We start from the raw sequence: 20,152 nt of genomic DNA, 5'->3' as shown, positions 1-20,152 counted from the left end.
TTAAGCGGGGGTATAAAGCTTACTAGTGTCAGAAGGGGTTAAAGCCCCTTCTGACAGGTGGCACAAAGTGCCACTGCGTTCATGAGGAAGTAGCGAAGCGGATTCCGAATGTCCGCTTTACAGTCGTCATATATATTTAATTCAAGCTGGCGCAAAAAACATCGTCTGTCGTGGGACAGACGATGAAAAGAGGGAGGAGAGCTGCATTCTCATGCAACTCGATTTATGAAAAAACAAAAAGTGTTTTTCATGTCGTTTGTATTGTATAAATCTTCTACTCTTGTAGTATACGGAAGAAAAATTAATAAGCTATGAGTTCGCTGTAAAGATTTATTTAATTCAATATGAATAAACTATGAACTGTGCTAAATATGATAAACAGTGGCTTTTAACGTGCAGTTAGCAATATTGACGTTTCCTTTAAAGTTAAGTAGAATTCTTTTTATAGGAAAAATACTACATTTTCCTAAAGAAATGGGAGAAAATTTATGGCAGTAACAACATATAAATGCCCCAACTGCGGGGCGGCCATGTCCTTTGATTCAAAGACACAAAAGCTAGCTTGTCCTAGCTGTGGCGCGAATCTATCAGTGACAGACTATGATAACTATATAAAAGAGTTAGATAAGGAATTTGGAAAGGCAGATGAGGCTGATTTCAAAGGGGAAGAAAGAGATGAAACAGCTTCAGAATCTAACATGAAAATTTTCCACTGTCAGAGCTGCGGCGCCGAACTTGTTACAGATAAGTACACATCAGCTACTTTCTGTTCTTATTGCGGCAATCCAACTCTAGTGGAGGAAAGACTAGAAGGGGAGTTTAGCCCAGAGTACGTCATTCCTTTTAAGATAGACAGGGAAAGAGCAGTTTCTATCTATAAGGATTGGCTAAAGAAGGGACCCCTTACACCAAAGACTCTATCTAAAAAGAGCATGATTGAGAAAATCAGCGGTGTTTACGTTCCTTTCTGGCTCTACGACTTTGATGCCAATGCTCAGGTTAATGCCGCAGCTACTCGCGTTCGTACAATTAGACGTGGGGATACGGAATACATTTACACAGATCATTTCCAGGTTTACCGCGACGTAACTGCAGAGTTTGACAAGTTGCCAGCGGATGCTTCAAAGAAGATGCCGGATGAGCAGATGGATATGCTTGAACCCTACAATTATGCTGACCTTGTGGACTTTAAGGGCGGCTACCTTCAGGGCTATTTATCTGAAAGATATAACTACAATAGCGACGAGCTAAAGGATAGAGCCAAGGTTCGAGCAAGCAAGTATATTTCTGACATTGCAAGGGATACAATTCAGGGTTACACAACTGTTAACATACTTGGAAAAAGAGAAAATATTAGAAATCTAGGTCACGACTACGTCCTCCTTCCAGTATGGATGCTAAATTACAGCTTCAACGGCAAGGACTACAGCTTCTTCCTAAACGGACAGACAGGTAAAATCGTAGCCGACAGACCAATCAGCACAAAGAGAACCGTATTTTTTAGCCTTCTTATATTTATACTGGCCTTTGTAATTATTAACATAGGAGGCTTATTATTATGGTAAAAAAGATTAAGGTAAGTTTAATTCTACTAGCGTTGTTAGTTTCTATATTTAGTTGCATTTTTACTTCTGAAAATGTATACGCAGACACTACAAAAGATTATGTCATAGATAATGCCAATCTCCTTTCAGATAGTGAGGAGACTAAGCTTGAGAAATTGTGTGCCAAGGCTTCTAAGGAAGCTCAGTGCGACATTGTGATTATTACCATGAGTAAGGGCTATGATGGAAGCAACATGGATAGCTACATCCGTGATATCTTAGAGAGTGACTATGGTTATAATGAAGATTCTACAACAGTGGATGCTTGTGCCTACGCTGTAGATATGAGTTCAAGAGCAGATAGAATCATAACTTCAGGCATTGCAAAAACTAGTTTTAGTCAGTCAGATTTAGATGAAATAAGAGAAATTTCTGAGGAGTATTTATCAGACAGTGACTACTACACTGCATTTTCAAAATACGTAAATAACATAAAGAGGGCAATTATTAACGGAGAATATAGCCCAACTTTACTAGAGAAAATCCTTGATGGAATTCTTATAAAGTTCTTTGTATCAGTGGTAATTACTGCTATTGCCATCTTTGTTATGGTGGGCAATAATAAGGCAAAGGCCACAACTAATGAGATGACTTATGCAAAGAACCACAATTTTAAGGTGAATGATAGAAGAGATCTTTTTATAAATACAACGGTGGTAAAAAGAAAAATCGAGACAAACCACGGTGGTGGCGGCCACGGCGGCGGAGGTCACGGTGGCGGAAATTCTGGAAGTTCCGGCGGCCACTTCTAAGGGCTACAGAGGGTTTGAAGCTAAAATTTGCGAGAAGAGCAGATGACTTGAAATTGAAAAAAAGAGACATGCTATAAATTAGGATTAAATCCTTTCTATAGCATGTCTCTTTTAACATTTTCAAAAATGATTAAAGAGTCTCTGGCTCTGGATAGTCAACACCGAAAGTCTCAACTGTAACAGTCTTCATAACCTGTGGTGTAAGTGGTCTATCGTTCCAGTCAACGTCTGTTGTAGCGATTGCCTCTAATACGTCCTCACCTTCTGTTAACTTACCAAAGGCAGCATATTCGCCATCAAGATGTGGTGAATTCTTGTGCATGATAAAGAACTGTGAACCTGCTGAATCAGGAATCATTGTTCTAGCCATTGAAAGTACGCCAGGTGTGTGCTTTAAGTCGTTCTTAAAGCCGTTGTTTGAAAATTCACCCTTAATGCTGTATCCTGGGCCACCCATGCCTGTACCATCTGGGTCGCCACCCTGAATCATGAAACCGGCGATAACTCTGTGGAAGATAACGCCGTCATAAAAGCCTTTCTTAACAAGGCTAATAAAGTTATTTACTGTATTAGGTGCAATTTCTGGATAAAGCTCAGCCTTCATAACAGAGCCATTCTCCATAGTGATTGTAACTATTGGATTCTGTGCCATCGAATATTCCTCCATGTATTTATTATTTGTTTAATAAATGATAAAATATATGTATAAACATATTAATTCTAAATAACAAGATAGGAAAAGTCAATTATGATTGAAAACTTAGAAAACATCTATATTTATATAGAAGATAATTTTAATATTCAATTTGAACCAGACTTTAGGGAAATGTCTAACTGGGCGAATAACGTTAACATTTGCATAAACGCTGACAAAGAATTGACTTGTTACAAGATTAGCGGGGCTAAGCTTCTTTGTGAAAATGTGACTAATCACAAACTCGCGGGGATAATTGGCAAAATTATGGACAGAGATGTGGAAAAGTCTTGTTTTATTAGCGATTATGACTTAGAGGATATTATTAGAAAGCATGATTTAGACCTTGAATTAGAAGACTTTAAGCAGGGAAACATTTTGAAAAAAACGGACATCGGCCTTGGAATGTCTTATTACGGAACTGCTAGATATGTGCTTTTTGATGTTAACGATTTGAATGAGGAATATATCCAAAGCGTATTTTTTAGAAGTATTGGAAAGCCTCTTGAAATCTTTACTACAGATAGATTGATTGTTAGGGAGATGTGCCTAGAGGACATGCCAGAATACTATAAGCTCTACGAGTCTTTAAACGAATGCGACTTCGTGGAGGAGCTCTATCCTTACGAGGAGGAGTGTGAGTTTGTAAAGAATTACATCCAGAATATGTACACCTTCTTTGGTTACGGACTTTGGCTGGTTTTCCTAAAGGAAACTGGGGAGCTAATTGGCCGCGTGGGTATTGAGAATCGTGAAATAGATAACACCACAAAGCAGGAGATTGGCTACCTTATTGGTAAGGACTATCAGGAGCAGGGCTATGCTTATGAGGCCTGCGAGGCAACTATTGAGTACGCTAGAACTATGCTTAATCTCGATGAGCTCTTTGCCTGCATCCACAGAGACAACTTTAAATCCATTGCCTTGGTGGAAAAGCTAGGCTTTAGGATTTATGCCAGAGACATTGGAGATATGAACCTTTATAGACTAGAAATTTAGACAGATTAGAAATGTAGATTAATTAGAAATGTAGATTGATTGGAAATTTAGATCAAAAAAGCCCCGGACACGAAGTCTAGGGCTTTTCTTATGATTTAAAGTCTCATTTTGTTTTGTAAAAAATTTACCGCTTTTACATATCAAATACAAATCTAATAAAATCTGCTGCGTTCTCATAGTTAGGCGATGTGTTTACAATGCCGTAACATGGGTGCTCTACTGATAGGTCAGTAGCTGTAATTTCAGGGGCTTCGCTAATGTCCACGGCTACGGGAACATTTTCACCATTAGCATCAGTATAGTAGATGATGTAGTCTGAAAGGTAGTCAAGTTCTTCATCTGTAAGGACTTCCCTTAGATCTAGGAAAAATGTGTCGGCATCGGTGCAGAAGTAGAGAATATTCTCGTAATTCGCCATGAAGCCGTCCATGTCGCCGGTGTTAGCTAGTATATAAATCTTGTTGATACTTACTGTAACTGCGCCGTCTAGGTCGTCGCCCTGCATGTTGTAGGAATAGTCGATGTCAATCTGAGTCTTCTTGCCATCAATTCCAAGATAGTTAGTAAAACCTGTTGTTAGGGCGTCTTCGTCAGTACGGTGGCCTGTGATATAACCATCGCAGGAAACGATAGTACAGACTGTATCGTAATTGTTTCTTATGTATGCAAATACAAATGATGCTACCACAAGGATTGCACATATTACCGCGAAAATAGGTAATCTATAGTATTCCCAGATATAACCTATCTTCTTTGTAAAAGATAAACTTTTAAACTTTGCGCGCTGCTCTTTAACTTCATCGCGCACTCCATTTCCTTTTGCCATATAATCTTCCTCTTTTTTGAAAATGTATTTTTTGATTTACTTTTGAAGTTTAGCATAATTATTTCTAATTAAAAACTGCTTTTATAAACATTTTAGAAACTACACTAAAAATTCTTTGCATTTAAATATTACATTAAGTATAATCATAACTGTTAAGCTGTGTGCTGGCTTAGGAGAAGTATTTAAGCCAAAGGCTTAGGAGTTTTACATTTGGAGGAAGTTATGAATTCGTTTATAGATGGTCGAATTTTTAGAGCCCTTGTTAAGATGGGTGATTTTATTATTTTGGCTGCATTAACAGTTCTATGCTGTGTCCCTGTTGTGACAGTTGGAGCGTCACTTACAGCGGCTTTCTATGCAGGAAGAAAGTTAGTGCTAGATGAGGAAAGTTATGTTTATAAGGACTTTTTTAAGTCTTTTAAGCAGAATACTATACAGGGAATTGGTCTTGAATTTATTTTTGTAATAATCGGACTTATTTTATTTGCTGATTTTAAGGCTGCTGAGAGCTGGGGCAATAACGGCGGCGGAACAGTTGCAATTGGATTTATTTATTTAGTCATAGGTATAGCTTTAATATACGTTGCTGTGATTTTGTATTCTTTTGCATTGCTTTCAAGATACAATAATACTATAATGGGAACTATAAAGAATGCATTGATAATTTGCGTACATCATTTGCCACAGACAATTGTTATGCTATTTATCACTGTTGCGTTATTATATTTCACATATTTATATTTTATTGTAATGATTTTGACTATACCAATTATTCTATATGCGGATTCGTATATCTTTGCAAGAATCTTTAAGGCTTTAGAGGAACCCCCTAAAGAGGAAAGTGATGAAGGTGAGGAAGAAGACAGTCAGCTAGATGATGAGAACTAATTAAGACGGTCGATCAGAAAGTAAGAGAAAACTAGATAAGAGTAGAGAGGGAGTTATAGGGGATTATGGTTTTTTCAAGCCTTTTATTTGTGTACATTTTTTTGCCAATTAACCTTTTGTGTTATGCGGTCATTTCAGACATTAAAAAGAAGAATTTATGTATTTTATTCTTTTCATTGATTTTCTATGCGTGGTCATCACCAGCATATTTGCTGATTATGATGGTCTCAGCATTCGTAAGTTACATAGGAGCTGTTGCAATTGATAAATTTACAAAGGATGTGGAGAATCCTAAGCATCTTAGGAATAGAAATCTCGCCCTTGGATTTACAGTTGCAGCAAACCTATTAATTCTTGGTGTATTTAAATACACTGGATTCCTTTGTGAGATTTTTAATTACTTTACAGGTTTGCCAAAGGTAATTCCTGAAATAATTTTACCGGTAGGTATTTCATTTTACACCTTCCAGTTAGTATCTTATGTTGTAGATGTTTACAGGGGTGAGATTGAGGCGGAGCATAATTATGGAAGAGTTTTACTTTACGCATCTCTTTTCCATCAGTGTATTGCAGGTCCAATCGTTAGATATAAGGATATTGCAGATGATTTAAAGGAGAGAAAGACTAACATCACAAGTATGAATGATGGTATTTCTCGTTTCTGCGTAGGCCTTGCAAAGAAGACTATTTTAGCTAATACTTGCGCCAGCATTATAAAGGACATCTTGCCAGACGAGGCTACAGCTAGCCTTGCAAGTCAGGTCACAGTGCTTGGTGCTTGGATTACTTGTATCTTATATATGATTTATATTTACCTTGATTTCTCGGCTTATTCAGATATGGCCATTGGTCTTGGTAAAATGACAGGTTTCCAGTACAAGGAAAACTTTAACTATCCATACATCTCTAAGTCAGTTACTGAATTTTGGAGAAGATGGCACATTTCCTTAAGTACTTTCTTTAGAGATTATCTCTACATTCCACTTGGAGGAAACAGACGTGGAATCAAGAGACAGATCTTTAATATGTTCGTAGTTTGGGCCCTTACAGGTCTTTGGCATGGAGCTTCATTTAACTTTATTCTATGGGGATTGTATTTTTTTGTATTTTTATGTATAGAAAAGTTGTTTCTTTTGAAGCTTTTTGATAAAATTGGAAATATAGCAAAAGCAGTAATCGGTAGAATATATACTTTAATTGTGGTTTTCTTTGGATGGATTTTATTTAGATTCGAAGATTTTGCAGTTATTAAGGAGCTTGTTAAGAGCTTGTTTGGTCTTAATGGAAATGCATTCACAAACCTTGAGACTAACACAATCATTCTTAACAACTTCATCTTCTTTATTGTAGTGATTATTGCAGTGACACCAGCAGTTAAGATGTTGGCTAACAAGATAAGAAGTTTTGGAGTTAATAAGGAGGTCGCATTTGTATATTTCTATAATGTGCTAAATGTGGTTATTCCTGTGGTTCTTTTATTCTTATCAACTGTATGTTTGATTGGTAATAGTTACAATCCATTTATTTACTTTAGATTCTAAGGCAAGTGGGGACTTGTCTTTCTAGGGAGAGAAGCTGGGGCTTTTTAGGGAAAGGATTGAATAAATCGGACATAAATTTTTGAGTAGGGCTAGGTAATGAAATTGTTAGGAAAAAATGAAGTGGAGGGCAGGATCGATAAGACCACTGCGAAGTACCGAGAGTACGTTATTAAGAAAGCCGCAATCGTGAAAATCGTCGTCTTTTTAAGCATGATTGTCATTGGGGCAGCAGTATCTTTAATGATACCATTAAGACCGACAGAGTCTATAACTGAGAGAAGAACCTTAAGTAAATTTCCGACATTTACTTTTGAGAGTTTCTGGAGTGGCGAATATTTTACAGCTATCGACACTTGGTTCTCAGACACATTTCCAGGAAGAGATAATCTTATTGTGTGCAGTGAGACATTGGAGAATATGTACGGAATTCAGACAAATTCCATTCACGGCGAGGTTATAGTAGGTGATGATATTCCTGATGTTGATTTGACAGAATATGATTTAACAATTAATGCAGATGCTGTAGAGGATTTAGAGGATCCTGAGACAGAAACTGCAAGAGAAATACTATCAGATCAGACTTATATCTCTGATTATTCTTATAATAGTGCAAGCATATCGGCAAGCGATGTTGGTATGGAAGTTGAGGACACCGACGGAACTACAGCGGCTAAGGCCGGTGAGTCTCTAGGTTCAATCTTTGTGGTTGAAGATAGTGCCTACAACTACTATACATTTTTACAATCAGAATCAGATAGGTACGCAAACATAGTAAATAACTTGGCTAATACTTTGGACGGCAAGGCTAAGGTTTACGACATGATTGTGCCTACAAGTATAGATATCACTCTTGATGATGCCACAAGAAACAGCATCTCAAGTAGTAATCAAAAGAAAGCTATTCTCTACATGTTTAGCAAGATGAATAACAAAGTGGGAAAATGTTACATTTACGATTTACTTAGAGAACACCGTAATGAATACATTTACTTTAGAACGGATCACCATTGGACAAGCCTTGGTGCTTACTATGCCTATGGTGCTTTCATGACACAGATTGGCAAGAGCCCTGCAAGCCTTGATAGCTTTACAAGACTTGACTGCGGCAATTTTGTTGGTAGCTTTTATACTCAGACAAGGGCCACATCCCTTTATGGTTCGCCAGACAACTTCGTGGCTTACGTGCCACCATCAACTAATAAGATGCAGTTTGTTAATAGCGACAATGTGCTTACTAACTACAATGTCGTAACTGATGTAACAGGCTGGAATATCACAAGTAAATACAGCGCATTTATTGGAGGAGATAATTCTTATTCTACAATCACAAATCCTAATATTAATGATGGTTCTTCCATCCTTGTGATTAAGGAATCCTTTGGTAATGCCCTTGTTCCTTACCTTACAGAGAATTTCCAGAATGTCTACGTAATCGACTACAGATATTATCAGGGTACAGTATCAGAGCTTGTAGACCAGTACAACATAGGTACAGTGCTATTTATTAACAATGTTACAGCGACATCAACATCTGCAAGAATTAATGATCTTGCAAATGTTTGCCAATAATTTTTTCCAAAATTTTTTTTTCATAATTTTTTTCCACGTTTAATGCCCATCAAGTTTTTGGTGGGCATTAAATATTTATAAAAATAATTAATAGTTATCATTTGTAATTGACCGTAATTACTTATTCTATTACAATATTCTTTGTGAAAATGTAGGCGCAAAAGCTACGTTTTCTAGTAGCATGACGGATTATCTTAGGTGGGATTTAAATCCTTTAGTAGACCTGTAGAATCCGTTTAAAAAGGAAAGTGGGAATAATATGAACAAGAAGAGTTTGAATTTAATTTTAATAGGTGTATTCCTAATCTTAGTGAGATTCTTAATTACTATTGGTGATATAAGAATTGATGTAACTAATGATACCCTAGGTTTTGCACTTATAATATTGGGCTCTAAGGACTTTAAGAAGCTTAATTCACTAGCTAAGAAATCTTTTGTGGTGGCAATTTTAGGATTTGTTGGAGCTATTGCCTCACAGCTAATTAACTGCTTAGCTTGGGATTCTACAATTGAGGATACAATGCATTCAATTGCAATTGGTATTTCTGTAATATTTGCTATTTATTACACTTATTATTTTATAGAGGCACTTATGATGGAAGCTAAGGTACAGGGTAGACAGGCCGCTACAAGAAATTATCAGGTAATCTGGTTTGTAGTAGCAGCACTTGTATTTGCACACTACTTTATCTTCATGTCTACAATTTCATTACAGTCTACTGTAACAGAGGCTTTAATTGTTATTGTTGCTATGTATTCTTGCTTAACAATTAAGAATACAGCCAAGCAGTTGTGCTAATTTTGCCAAATAACAAGTATTTTTGAAAAAATCAAAAAATAAATGAAAAAAGTACTTGCATTAATATTGTTAGCGTGATATAATTCTTTTCGTCGCTAACGATAATGGGCTTTCGCCAAGTGGTAAGGCACTGGATTCTGATTCCAGCATTTCGGGGGTTCGAATCCCTCAAGCCCAGCTAGAACCTCCGCAGCTTTGCGGAGGTTTTTTTATGGCTTTTTTTAACTAAAGCCAAGTAAACTATGATTAATGCCCTATAAGAAATCTATGCTACTTTTAGGGTTTGTGTAAGGCGGTTCATGAGGCAGAACCAAAGGAGGTTAAGATGATTGAGTTAGGTAAGGTACAGTGTCTTAATGTTGTGAATAGGACGGATTTCGGTGTCTATTTAGGCACTAAGGATGAGAAAGTATTACTTCCAAAGAAGGAAGTGCCAGAAGATTTAGAGGAAGGCGATGCATTAACAGTTTTCGTTTATCTAGATTCTTCAGATAGATTAATTGCTACAACAAGAACACCAAAGATTAAGCTTGGTGAGCTTGCAAGACTTAAGGTATCAGAGATAAGTAACATTGGTGCTTTCCTTGATTGGGGTCTTGAGAAGGATTTACTTATGCCTTTTAAGGAGCAGCCTGTTAAGGCAGAGAAGGGCAAGGAATATTTAGTTAGCTTATATATTGATAAGAGTAACAGACTTGCTGCTTCTATGAAGGTTAATAAGTACTTAACAACAGATAGTAATTACGTTAAGGATTCAGCAGTTTCAGGAACTGTAGTAGGTATTGCACCAGATTACAGAGTTTATGTGGCTGTAGATAATAAGTATCAGGCCTTTATTCCTATGAATGAAGTCTTTGAAGAGATTCATGTAGGGGATGAAGTATTTGGTCGTGTTACAAGAGTTAGAGAAGATGGTAAGCTTGTTCTTAGCTTAAAGCAGAAGGCTTATATCCAGATGGATGAGGATTCAACTTTTATCTACAATAAGATGAAGAAGCTTGGCGGTAGCATTCCATTTACAGACAAGGCAGATCCTGAAATTATTAAGAAACATTTTAATATGAGTAAGAATGCCTTTAAGAGAGCTATTGGCCGTCTCTTAAAAGAAGGTAAGGTTAAGATTAACGAATCGACAATTGATATAATAAAGTAATGCGTTAACAAATTAATATGATAAAAGATAAGCGGATTGTAAACTTGTACAATCCGCTTAATTGTTATAAAATTTATACAATGCTTTATAAGCACAGACCCATGAACCTAGGGTCAAGAAAAATGAGCCCCATGGGGCAAAAGGAGGCAATTATGCAAAAAGTTATAAGCACAGATAAGGCTCCAAGCGCAATCGGACCTTATTCTCAGGCAATCGAAGTAAACGGTATGGTTTATACTTCAGGTGTAATCCCAGTTGATCCACCAACTGGTCAGATAGTTGAGGGAGGAGTAGAAGCTCAGGCTAATCAGGCATTCAAGAACTTAATTAACTTAGTTGAGGCTTCAGGCTCAAAGGCAGAGAATATTGTAAAGACTACAGTCTTTATCAAGGAAATGAACGATTTTGGAAAGATAAATGAAATATATAAAAACTACTTTAAGGAACCATTCCCAGCACGTTCTTGTGTTGAGGTTGCAAGACTTCCAAAGGATGTCTTACTAGAGGTTGAGGCTATTGCATGGAAATAAAAAAGGTTAATATTTTCTTTCCGATTTTCATCTTTGGCTATATTTTCTTGAATGTCGCAATCGCATTAATTGAGCGCGCTCTTATTAGCATGGGCGTTATTGGGAAAATGACAAGCGCTGTCCTTTTTATACAAAATGAATTAGTTATTGTAATTATGCTTCTTGGCTTTTGCTTAATTACAAAGACAGGAATTAAGGACCTAAGATTTAAAATGCTAGGAATCAAGGAGATTATTCTTTCAATAATCATTGGTTACCTAATCATTCCTATGTCTTTATTCCTTACAAATATTACTAGTTTATTTGTGGAAAATGCTGCACAGCAGACAGTTTCAGAGGTTTCAACATATCCCTTAATAATTCAGATTATTTTAATCGCAGTTATGCCGGCTATTGTTGAGGAATTTACATTTAGAGGTCTTTATTATGGAACTTACAGAAAGACTAAGAGATACTTTCAGGCTATGCTTTTAAGTGCCATCTTATTCGGCTTTTTCCATATGAATTTCGACCAGTTTGTATATGCAACTTTCATGGGTGTAGTATTTGCAAAGCTCACAGAGGCTACGGGCTCAATCCTTTCCTCTATGTGCGCGCATTTCGCATTTAATACATTTTCTGTAACAGTAAGTTACTTCTCTAGTGCAAATGCATCAGCCCTTCAGGAGGCTAGCCAGCAGACAAGCACAGATTCTAGTGTAGGAGGAGTTACTTTACTTGGCTTAGCTATTTTATTAGTTCTTGGTATGCTTTTCTTAGGCCTTGTTTTACTTATAATTGAGTATCTTGAGAAGAGTAGAATTAAGAGAGAGACAGGAGAGCAGATTGCCTCAAACTGTGAAAATGTATCTCAGGACGAGAAGAAAGAAAGACTAATTACCTTACCTCTTGTTTTGGGAATGATAGTTTGCTTTGTTTACATGGTATTTGTAGCAGTTGCGGCTTAAATACATTTTCATAATAAAAATGTGCCCCGACTATTAGGTGACGTTCTAATAGTCGGGGCTTTTTACTTCTGTAACTTTCCCTAGGCATGAGACATGTCCAGATGCCGGAAGGTTACTTCTAATCATATCAAATTCTATACCGGTCTAGAATTTGATTATTATTCTTTTATTAAGTTGTTACTTTTATACCGAGTAATCAATGTTTGAACCTACTTCCGGGTTGACGGATTGCTCCATCATTTTTGTAAGATCAACGCCTCCTTGCTCTACGGTATCAAGCTGTTTACGTAACATAAGCACGGATACATCGCTTTGGACGTTTGTGGTACTTATGTTAGTGGAGATGCCTCCAATAACCATTTATAACGCCTCCGTTTCTTACTTTAGAACATTCCATTGTTCTTGCTAAAAAGACCTTTGTAAGTCCGAATATTAAGTTATCGCCTTTTTGTATTTAAATAATATCATTAGAATAAGAAAAATGCAAGAAAATCGGATATTTGTTAATGGATATTTTATGCCTTTTCTTGCTAAAAGTTGGTCTAAATAACAGAAAAAATTTGCGCTATTTGTGAATGTTAACATATAGAGACTTGATTGTTTTGTTAAAAATGAACAGTAAAACTGACCGACTGACATATTTGTCAAATTAAAACTTTAATCTTTGGCTAAATCTGATATAGCTTTTGAAAATGCAGTTGTTGTATATTATTAACCATGAGGGCACGGGTAGCCCACATTTATGATATTTCGGGAGGAAACAATAATGGCAAGTTTATCTTTAAAGAACGTTTGTAAAGTATATTCTAACGGCTTCGTAGCTGTTAAGGATTTTAACCTTGAAATCGCTGACAAGGAATTCATCATCTTCGTTGGTCCTTCAGGTTGTGGTAAGTCAACAACACTCCGTATGATCGCTGGTCTTGAGGAAATCAGTTCTGGTGAATTATGGATTGATGACAAGTTAGTAAATGATGTAGAGCCTAAGGATAGAGATATCGCTATGGTATTCCAGAACTACGCTTTATATCCACATATGACAGTATATGATAACATGGCTTTTGCTCTTAAGTTAAGAAAGACACCTAAGGCAGAAATCGATGAAGCAGTTCGTAAGGCAGCTAAGATTCTTGATCTTGAGCACTTACTTGACAGAAAGCCAAAGGCTTTATCAGGTGGTCAGAGACAGAGAGTTGCTATGGGTCGTGCTATCGTTCGTTCACCTAAGGTATTCCTTATGGATGAGCCTTTATCAAACCTTGATGCTAAGTTAAGAGTACAGATGAGAGTAGAAATCTCAAAGCTTCACCAGAGCCTTGAAACAACAATCATCTACGTAACTCATGACCAGACAGAAGCTATGACACTTGGTACAAGAATCGTAGTTTTAAAGGATGGTGTAATTCAGCAGGTTGATACTCCACAGAACCTTTACAACTTACCAGAGAACTTATTCGTTGCTGGTTTCATTGGTTCACCTCAGATGAACTTAATCGATGCAGAAGTTGTTGCTAATGGTTCAGAAGCTTCACTTAAGTTAGCTGAAGACGTTGTTATTAAGCTTCCAGCTGACAAGGCTAAGAAGTTAATCGATGGCGGTTACGCTGGTAAGACAGTTGTAGCTGGTATCCGTCCAGAGGATATTAAGGATGACGAAGAATTTATCGAAGCTCATGCAGATGGTAAGTTCCAGACTGTAGTTAAGGTTTACGAATTACTTGGTGCTGAAGTTAACCTTCACTACGATATCAATGGTCAGACATGTACAGCTAAGGTAAATCCTAGAACAACTGCAAGAGTTAAGGATACAATCACATTAGCTATGGCTGTTGAAAGAATCCACGTATTCGATAAGGAAACAGAGCAGATCATTACTCACTAATTATTGCTATATTTAGGGAGATTAATATATTAGAAGTTGTAACGATTACTAAGGTGTGTAACTTATGTTACACACCTTTTTTATTTGTCTAAATATTTAATCTTATATAAAATCCTTCTTGCTTTCTTTACTAAAAAATATACTTTATCAATAAAAATAATTGAAAAAATTGTAAAAATTACTTGTTTTTACTTTTATTTTTAGTTAATATGCTATACAATATTAGGTGTGTATTTAGGATAGGGATAAAAGGCTGATTTAGAGCTACTTCCTAAATGTTGGTAATTGATATATGATGATTACATTTTTTATATATTGTTTGCCGAGATAGAGAGGGCATAGAGTTTATAAACCAAATCAAGATTACGAGGTGAAGAATGGTATCAAATCAAATTTTACAGACAACAGTAGATGGACTTAAAGCAATTTCAAGAGTTGATCTATGCGTCATTGATGCTGATGGTAAGGTTGCAGCTAAAACTTTTGATGATGTATCGGATTGTATAGCAGATGCTATAAGCTTTATTGATTCACCAGCTGAGAGTCAAGTGGTTAATGGTTATCAGTTCTTTAAGGTTATGGATGATATTACTTTAGAGTATATCGTGCTTGCTAAGGGAACAAGTGATGACATCTATATGATAGGTAAGATGGCTGCTTTTCAGGTTCAGAACCTAACAGTAGCTTACAAAGAGCGCTTTGATAAGGATAACTTTATCAAGAATCTTTTATTAGATAATTTACTTAGAGTTGATATGTATACTAGAGCTGAGAAGCTTCACATTGAAACTGACGTTAAGAGAGTTGTATATATTATTGAAACTAAGCATGAGAAAGACACTAACGCACTTGAGATAGTAAGAAGCTTATACGCATCAAAGGCTAAGGATTTTATTACAGCAGTTGATGAGAAGAGTATTATTTTAGTTAAGGAAGTTAAGGGTAATGAAAGCTATGAAGAATTAGACAAGATAGCTGAAGTTATTATCGACATGCTTAACACAGAAGCTATGAGCATGGCTCATGTTGCTTACGGAACAATCGTTAATGATATTAGAGAAGTATCGCGTTCTTACAAGGAAGCTAAGATGGCCCTTGATGTAGGAAAGATTTTCTACGAAGATAAGAATGTTGTTGCATATAACAGATTAGGAATTGGACGTCTTATTTATCAGTTACCAATTCCACTATGTCAGATGTTTATTAAGGAAATCTTTGAAGCAAAGTCTCCAGATGACTTTGACGAAGAGACATTGTCTACAATTAATAAGTTCTTTGATAACAGCTTGAATGTTTCAGAGACATCTAGACAGCTCTATATCCATAGAAACACATTGGTATATAGACTTGATAAACTCCAGAAGACAACAGGCCTTGATTTAAGAGTATTTGACGATGCAATTACATTTAAGATTGCATTAATGGTTGTAAAGTATATGAAATATATGGAGAGTAAAGACCAATACTAGAATGGTAGAGGATTAATGGAGGAAGTTTAACAATGATAATAATGGAAAATGTCACAAAGACATATACCACTGGCGTTCCTGCGCTTAATGGTATCGACCTTCACATTCAGAAGGGTGAGTTTGTCTTTATCGTAGGTAAGAGTGGTTCAGGTAAATCTACTCTTATTAAACTATTGCTTAAGGAATTAGATCCTACATCAGGTAAGATTTACATTAATAAGAAGTTTCTTAATAAGATTACTAGAAAGAAGCTTCCATATTTAAGAAGAGATATTGGAGTTGTATTCCAGGATTTCAGACTTTTACCTGATAGAAACATTGCAGATAACATTGCATTTGCTCAGAAAGTAGTTGAGGCACCTAGCCGTAAGATTAAGGGTAGAGTCCTTGCCATGCTTTCAATGGTTGGCTTACTTGATAAGTATAAGTCCTTCCCTAACGAGCTATCTGGTGGTGAGCAGCAGAGAGTTGCTATTGCAAGAGCCCTTGTAAATAATCCAGAAATCTTATTATGTGACGAGCCTACTGGTAACCTTGATCCAGCGAACTCTAATGAAATCATGAGAATTCTTGACCAGGTTAACAAGCAGGGAACAACAGTATTAGTTGTTACTCACAACATGGAAATTGTTCAACAGATGCGTAAGAGAACAATTACTATGAGTGAAGGTAAGATTATAAGTGATATGGAAAAGGGTGGTTATTTCTATGAAGATTAGATCGTTATGGTATCATATAGTTGATGGATTCAAGAATATCCATCGTAATAGATTGTTCTCATTAGCATCTATGGCAACAATCGCAGCATGTATTTTCCTTTTTGGAGTTTTCTACTCATTAATTGCTAACTTTCAATATATGATTGAAAGTGCTGAGAGTGAAATTTGTGTAACAGTTTTCTTTGATGAAGATTTAGATGAGACAGGTATTTTAAAGCTTGGTGATACAATTAGTCAGCGATCAGAAGTTAGTAGAATTCACTATACTTCAGCTGAAGAGGCTTGGGAGAATTTTAAGTCAGAATATTTTGCTGATTATCCAGAACTTGCAGAAGGTTTCTCTGATAACCCACTTGCAAAATCAGCCTCTTATGAAGTTTACTTAAATAATGCAGACGATCAGACAACATTAGTTGAGTACCTTGAGAATCTAGAAGGCGTAAGACAGGTTAATAAGTCAGAAGCTACAGCGACAGGACTTGCATCAGCTGCAAGACTTGTAAGTTATATTGCTATTGCAATTGTAGCAATCTTACTTGCAGTATCTATCTTCCTTATTACTAATACAATCGTTATTGGTATTACAGTTCGTAAGGACGAGATTTCAATTATGAAGTATATCGGTGCAACGGATGCCTTCGTTAATGCGCCATTCTTCGTAGAAGGTATTGTAATTGGTTTAGTTGGTGCTTTAATTCCAACTATCATTCTTAGATACATTTACGCAGGATTAGTTAATTATGTATTAAGTAAGTTCTCAGTACTTAAGAACATCCTTAACTTCCTTGATGCTAATGCAGTATTTAACGTACTTGTTCCAGTGTCAGTATTCCTTGGAATCATCATTGGTATTATTGGAACATTCTTTGCTGTAAGAAAGCATGCTGACGTATAATTTTTCAATAGAATTTTTCAATAGTAATTTTAAGAATATTTTGGACGCGTTTATTAATTTAGACGCGTCCTTTTTTTACAAAATCAATGAAATATAAATTGTAAAAATAAAAATTAAAGTTTATGAAAAAAACAATAATAAATCATAATATTTATGTTATAATTAGTTAGTGAGATAGACGGATGGGACAATAATAAATAAAGGGGATAGTTAGAGTGTTTTAGACATGAGACCTTTAGGAGAGGAGGTAACATGATGGCAGGCATGAAGTTTTTATTGGGGAAGAGATCCATTTTCAAAATGATGGGTCTTATATGTAAAAAATGTGCACTGGCTATAATGGTTTTGGCGTTAATTGCACCTTTTATAGCAACAACGCAGATAATTTTGGGCGATAGTAAGTCAGATTTGGAAGATGCCAAAAAGCAGCAGGAGGACGTTCAATCTAAATTGGAGGAAACCAAGAAATATATTGAAGACCTTCAGGGACAAGTAAGTGATATTCAGAGCTATATCTCATCACTAGATAGTCAGATGGAGACTATTAGCAGTTCTTTATATGAGCTTGACATTCAGATACAGGATTTGGAAGCTACTATCAAGACAACAGAAGAGGAATTAGCAAAGGCGGAGGAAGATGCCAAGGTTCAGTATGAACAGATGAAACTTAGAATTAAGTTTATGTATGAACACAATGATGAGACATATCTTGGAATGCTACTTAACGCTGAGGATATGGCGGATTTGTTAAGTAAGGCTGAGTATATTAATCAGTTATCAAAGTACGATAGAGAGATGCTTGAAAAGTATAAGGCTACAATAGACTATATCGCACAGACAAAGACTGACCTAGAGGCAGATAAGGAAGAGCTTGTAAACATGCAGACAAATTTGCAGGATCAGATGAGCGCTCTTAGTCTTCTTCAGTCAACTAAGATGACACAGCTTACTAACTTGAATAATACAGTAGCAGCAGAGGAGAGTTATTATTCTCGTCTTGAGGCTGAAAATGAGGCCTTAGAGGCAACTACAAGACAGTTGGAAGCAAGGATTAAAGCAGAGGAGGCAGCAAAGTCCTCTGTTACAAGTTATGATGGCGGTAAATTTAAGTGGCCAACAACGTCCACAAGAATCACTTCAGATTATGGTGATACAGATGGAAGATCAGCTCCTCATAAGGGAATTGATATTGGTGCTGTTAAAGTAGGTGTTGCTGGTGATCCAATTTACGCAGCCTATGATGGCAAGGTAGTTATCTCAACTTATAGCGCATCCGCTGGTAATTACATTATGATTTACCACGGCGATGGCCTATATACTAGATATCTTCACTGCTCATCCCTCTTAGTATCCGTAGGTGATTACGTTACTAAGGGACAAAAGATTGGACTTATGGGAACAACAGGTAACTCCACAGGTGTGCATTTACATTTTGATGTACGTTTAAATGGTAGTTATGTAAGTCCATGGAATTATTTAAGCAAATAAATTAGTTAGGAAGTTAAAAAATGGAAGAGAATTTTAATGAAGAGTCAAAGTCAGAGCTTAAGCCTGAGGTAAAAGTAGTTAATGAAGGAGCCATGGCTCGTGGCGTACTCCTTGGAGTTTTATCAACTATACTTGTTATGGTTGTAGTTTTATGCGTAACTGTAGTGGTACTTTTAAAGAATGGATATTTACACATTTCTACAGATGGTTCGGTTTACGTGCAGTCCGATGCAACTACTGATGATTCAGGCATTGGCTCAGAAGTAGAAGCTAAGTTAAACGCTATTGAATCCGTTCTTGATAGCAAGTTTTATTTTGAAAATGTAGACTCAGAGGAAGCTGCAGAAGCTATCTATAAGGCTTATCTCTCTTCATATGGTGATAAGTATACAGTTTATTATACTGCTGAAGAATACAAGTCCTTACTTGAATCTACAACAGGTACCTTCTATGGAATCGGCGCTACATGCCAGAAGAATGAAGATGGTACAATTCAGGTTGTAGCTATTATTGAGGATTCCCCAGCAGAGGCTGCAGGCCTTCAGGCAGGAGATAAGATTACAGCAGTAGATGGACAAAGTGTTTTAGATTTAGATCTTTCCACAGCGGTTTCTTTAATTAAGGGAGACAAGGGTACTGATGTAGTGCTTTCAATTATTAGAGATAGCGAGAATCTTGAAATTACAGCTACTCGTGATGAGATTAATGTAAAGACTGTAGAATATCAGATGATGGAAGATAACATTGGTTACATTGCTATTAGTCAGTTTGACGAGGTAACAACAGACCAGTTTATTGATGCTATTGAAGACCTTGAGGCACAGGGAATGGTAGGACTTGTAATTGACATTAGAGATAACCCAGGTGGTGTATTATCCACAGTAGTTGACATGCTTGAATACATTTTACCAGATGGCCTAATCGTTTATACAGAGGACGTTGACGGTAATAGAACAAACTATTCAGGCGATGATAACAACGAGCTTACAATTCCAGTGGCAGTTTTAGTAAATGGCAACAGTGCCAGTGCTTCTGAGATTTTTGCTGGAGCAGTTCAGGATTACGAGCTTGGAGCAATCATTGGTACACAGACCTTTGGTAAGGGAATTGTTCAGACAATTCAGCCACTTACAGATGGTAGCGCAATTAAGTACACAATCGCTAAGTACTTCACACCAAAGGGTCAGGACATTCACGGAGTTGGTGTAACACCAGATATTACTGTAGAACTAGATTCTAGCGGTGATACTGATAATCAGCTAGAAGAAGGTATTAATTACGTAAAAGATCAGTTAGCTAATCAGTAGTTTAACTCAGTCGGAGTACAAGCTCCGACTGAGTTAAACGCTCCGCGAGGATGCGCACGGATTCGGACAGGAATTTGTCTGCAGTAGCAG

Annotated in this window: 19 protein-coding genes and 1 tRNA gene; 17 read left to right on the top strand and 3 right to left on the bottom strand. The window is 36.6% G+C overall.

Features of this window, described 5'->3' with window-relative positions:
• Positions 1–488 precede the first annotated feature (488 nt).
• Both QVA17_RS10405 and QVA17_RS10400 read left to right on the top strand, forming a co-directional pair.
• Positions 489–1,565 carry a hypothetical protein gene (locus QVA17_RS10405; protein WP_287388749.1) on the top strand — a complete coding sequence of 359 codons (1,077 nt, stop codon included), beginning with the start codon at positions 489–491 and terminating at the stop codon, positions 1,563–1,565.
• Positions 1,559–2,356 (top strand): TPM domain-containing protein, encoded by a 798-nt coding sequence (locus QVA17_RS10400; protein ID WP_287388747.1) that lies wholly within the window; start codon positions 1,559–1,561, stop codon positions 2,354–2,356. Before QVA17_RS10405 ends, QVA17_RS10400 begins: the two co-directional genes overlap by 7 nt.
• A gap of 130 nt (positions 2,357–2,486) precedes the next feature.
• On the opposite strand, the gene QVA17_RS10395 is transcribed toward QVA17_RS10400, so the two are convergent.
• Positions 2,487–3,008: a peptidylprolyl isomerase gene (locus QVA17_RS10395; protein WP_027431928.1), complete on the bottom strand. Its 522-nt coding sequence runs from the start codon at positions 3,006–3,008 to the stop codon at positions 2,487–2,489.
• 96 nt (positions 3,009–3,104) lie between these two features.
• Here QVA17_RS10395 and QVA17_RS10390 point away from each other — a divergent pair, with 96 nt between their 5' ends.
• Complete coding sequence (locus tag QVA17_RS10390) at positions 3,105–4,049, top strand: GNAT family N-acetyltransferase (RefSeq protein WP_287388744.1); 945 nt, start codon at positions 3,105–3,107, stop codon at positions 4,047–4,049.
• A gap of 133 nt (positions 4,050–4,182) precedes the next feature.
• On the opposite strand, the gene QVA17_RS10385 is transcribed toward QVA17_RS10390, so the two are convergent.
• Positions 4,183–4,875 (bottom strand): hypothetical protein, encoded by a 693-nt coding sequence (locus QVA17_RS10385; protein WP_287388742.1) that lies wholly within the window; start codon positions 4,873–4,875, stop codon positions 4,183–4,185.
• Positions 4,876–5,097: 222 nt separating this feature from the next.
• Here QVA17_RS10385 and QVA17_RS10380 point away from each other — a divergent pair, with 222 nt between their 5' ends.
• From QVA17_RS10380 to QVA17_RS10345, 8 genes are all read left to right on the top strand, one after another.
• Entirely contained in the window at positions 5,098–5,763 is a 666-nt protein-coding gene (locus QVA17_RS10380) for a YesL family protein (RefSeq protein ID WP_287388740.1), read from the top strand.
• A gap of 65 nt (positions 5,764–5,828) precedes the next feature.
• Entirely contained in the window at positions 5,829–7,304 is a 1,476-nt protein-coding gene (locus QVA17_RS10375) for an MBOAT family O-acyltransferase (RefSeq protein ID WP_287388738.1), read from the top strand.
• A gap of 96 nt (positions 7,305–7,400) precedes the next feature.
• Positions 7,401–8,873: a DHHW family protein gene (locus tag QVA17_RS10370; protein WP_287388736.1), complete on the top strand. Its 1,473-nt coding sequence runs from the start codon at positions 7,401–7,403 to the stop codon at positions 8,871–8,873.
• Positions 8,874–9,132: 259 nt separating this feature from the next.
• Positions 9,133–9,672 carry a hypothetical protein gene (locus tag QVA17_RS10365; protein WP_027431923.1) on the top strand — a complete coding sequence of 180 codons (540 nt, stop codon included), beginning with the start codon at positions 9,133–9,135 and terminating at the stop codon, positions 9,670–9,672.
• A gap of 105 nt (positions 9,673–9,777) precedes the next feature.
• Positions 9,778–9,850: transfer RNA gene (locus QVA17_RS10360), tRNA-Gln, on the top strand.
• Between the two features lie 147 nt (positions 9,851–9,997).
• Complete coding sequence (locus QVA17_RS10355; protein ID WP_287388734.1) at positions 9,998–10,825, top strand: CvfB family protein; 828 nt, start codon at positions 9,998–10,000, stop codon at positions 10,823–10,825.
• Between the two features lie 152 nt (positions 10,826–10,977).
• A complete protein-coding gene (locus QVA17_RS10350) occupies positions 10,978–11,355 on the top strand; it encodes a RidA family protein (protein ID WP_027431921.1) in 378 nt (125 codons plus the stop codon).
• Positions 11,346–12,302 carry a type II CAAX endopeptidase family protein gene (locus QVA17_RS10345; protein ID WP_287388733.1) on the top strand — a complete coding sequence of 319 codons (957 nt, stop codon included), beginning with the start codon at positions 11,346–11,348 and terminating at the stop codon, positions 12,300–12,302. The genes QVA17_RS10350 and QVA17_RS10345 overlap by 10 nt, the downstream gene beginning before the upstream one ends.
• 183 nt (positions 12,303–12,485) lie before the next feature.
• On the opposite strand, the gene QVA17_RS10340 is transcribed toward QVA17_RS10345, so the two are convergent.
• A complete protein-coding gene (locus QVA17_RS10340) occupies positions 12,486–12,662 on the bottom strand; it encodes a YjfB family protein (protein ID WP_074520443.1) in 177 nt (58 codons plus the stop codon).
• A 406-nt stretch (positions 12,663–13,068) separates the two neighbouring features.
• Between QVA17_RS10340 and QVA17_RS10335 the strand changes: the two genes are divergently transcribed.
• The 6 genes from QVA17_RS10335 to QVA17_RS10310 all read left to right on the top strand — a co-directional run bounded on the left by QVA17_RS10335 (position 13,069) and on the right by QVA17_RS10310 (position 20,062).
• Positions 13,069–14,184, top strand: coding sequence for an ABC transporter ATP-binding protein (locus QVA17_RS10335; protein WP_027431919.1), 1,116 nt, complete (start codon positions 13,069–13,071; stop codon positions 14,182–14,184).
• A 377-nt stretch (positions 14,185–14,561) separates the two neighbouring features.
• Positions 14,562–15,653, top strand: coding sequence for a PucR family transcriptional regulator (locus QVA17_RS10330; RefSeq protein WP_027431918.1), 1,092 nt, complete (start codon positions 14,562–14,564; stop codon positions 15,651–15,653).
• 32 nt (positions 15,654–15,685) lie between these two features.
• Positions 15,686–16,372, top strand: coding sequence for a cell division ATP-binding protein FtsE (ftsE, locus tag QVA17_RS10325; RefSeq protein ID WP_027431917.1), 687 nt, complete (start codon positions 15,686–15,688; stop codon positions 16,370–16,372).
• On the top strand, positions 16,362–17,267 hold the full coding sequence (gene ftsX, locus QVA17_RS10320; protein WP_287388727.1) for a permease-like cell division protein FtsX: 906 nt from the start codon (positions 16,362–16,364) through the stop codon (positions 17,265–17,267). The genes ftsE and ftsX overlap by 11 nt, the downstream gene beginning before the upstream one ends.
• A 252-nt stretch (positions 17,268–17,519) precedes the next feature.
• Complete coding sequence (locus QVA17_RS10315; protein WP_287388725.1) at positions 17,520–18,755, top strand: murein hydrolase activator EnvC family protein; 1,236 nt, start codon at positions 17,520–17,522, stop codon at positions 18,753–18,755.
• Between the two features lie 20 nt (positions 18,756–18,775).
• Positions 18,776–20,062: a S41 family peptidase gene (locus tag QVA17_RS10310; protein ID WP_287388724.1), complete on the top strand. Its 1,287-nt coding sequence runs from the start codon at positions 18,776–18,778 to the stop codon at positions 20,060–20,062.
• Positions 20,063–20,152 lie beyond the last annotated feature (90 nt).

Origin of the sequence: Lachnospira sp. (assembly GCF_016290755.1) — a bacterium.
Lineage (GTDB): Bacteria > Bacillota > Clostridia > Lachnospirales > Lachnospiraceae > Lachnospira > Lachnospira multipara.
This window is presented reverse-complemented; position numbering and strand designations above follow the sequence as displayed.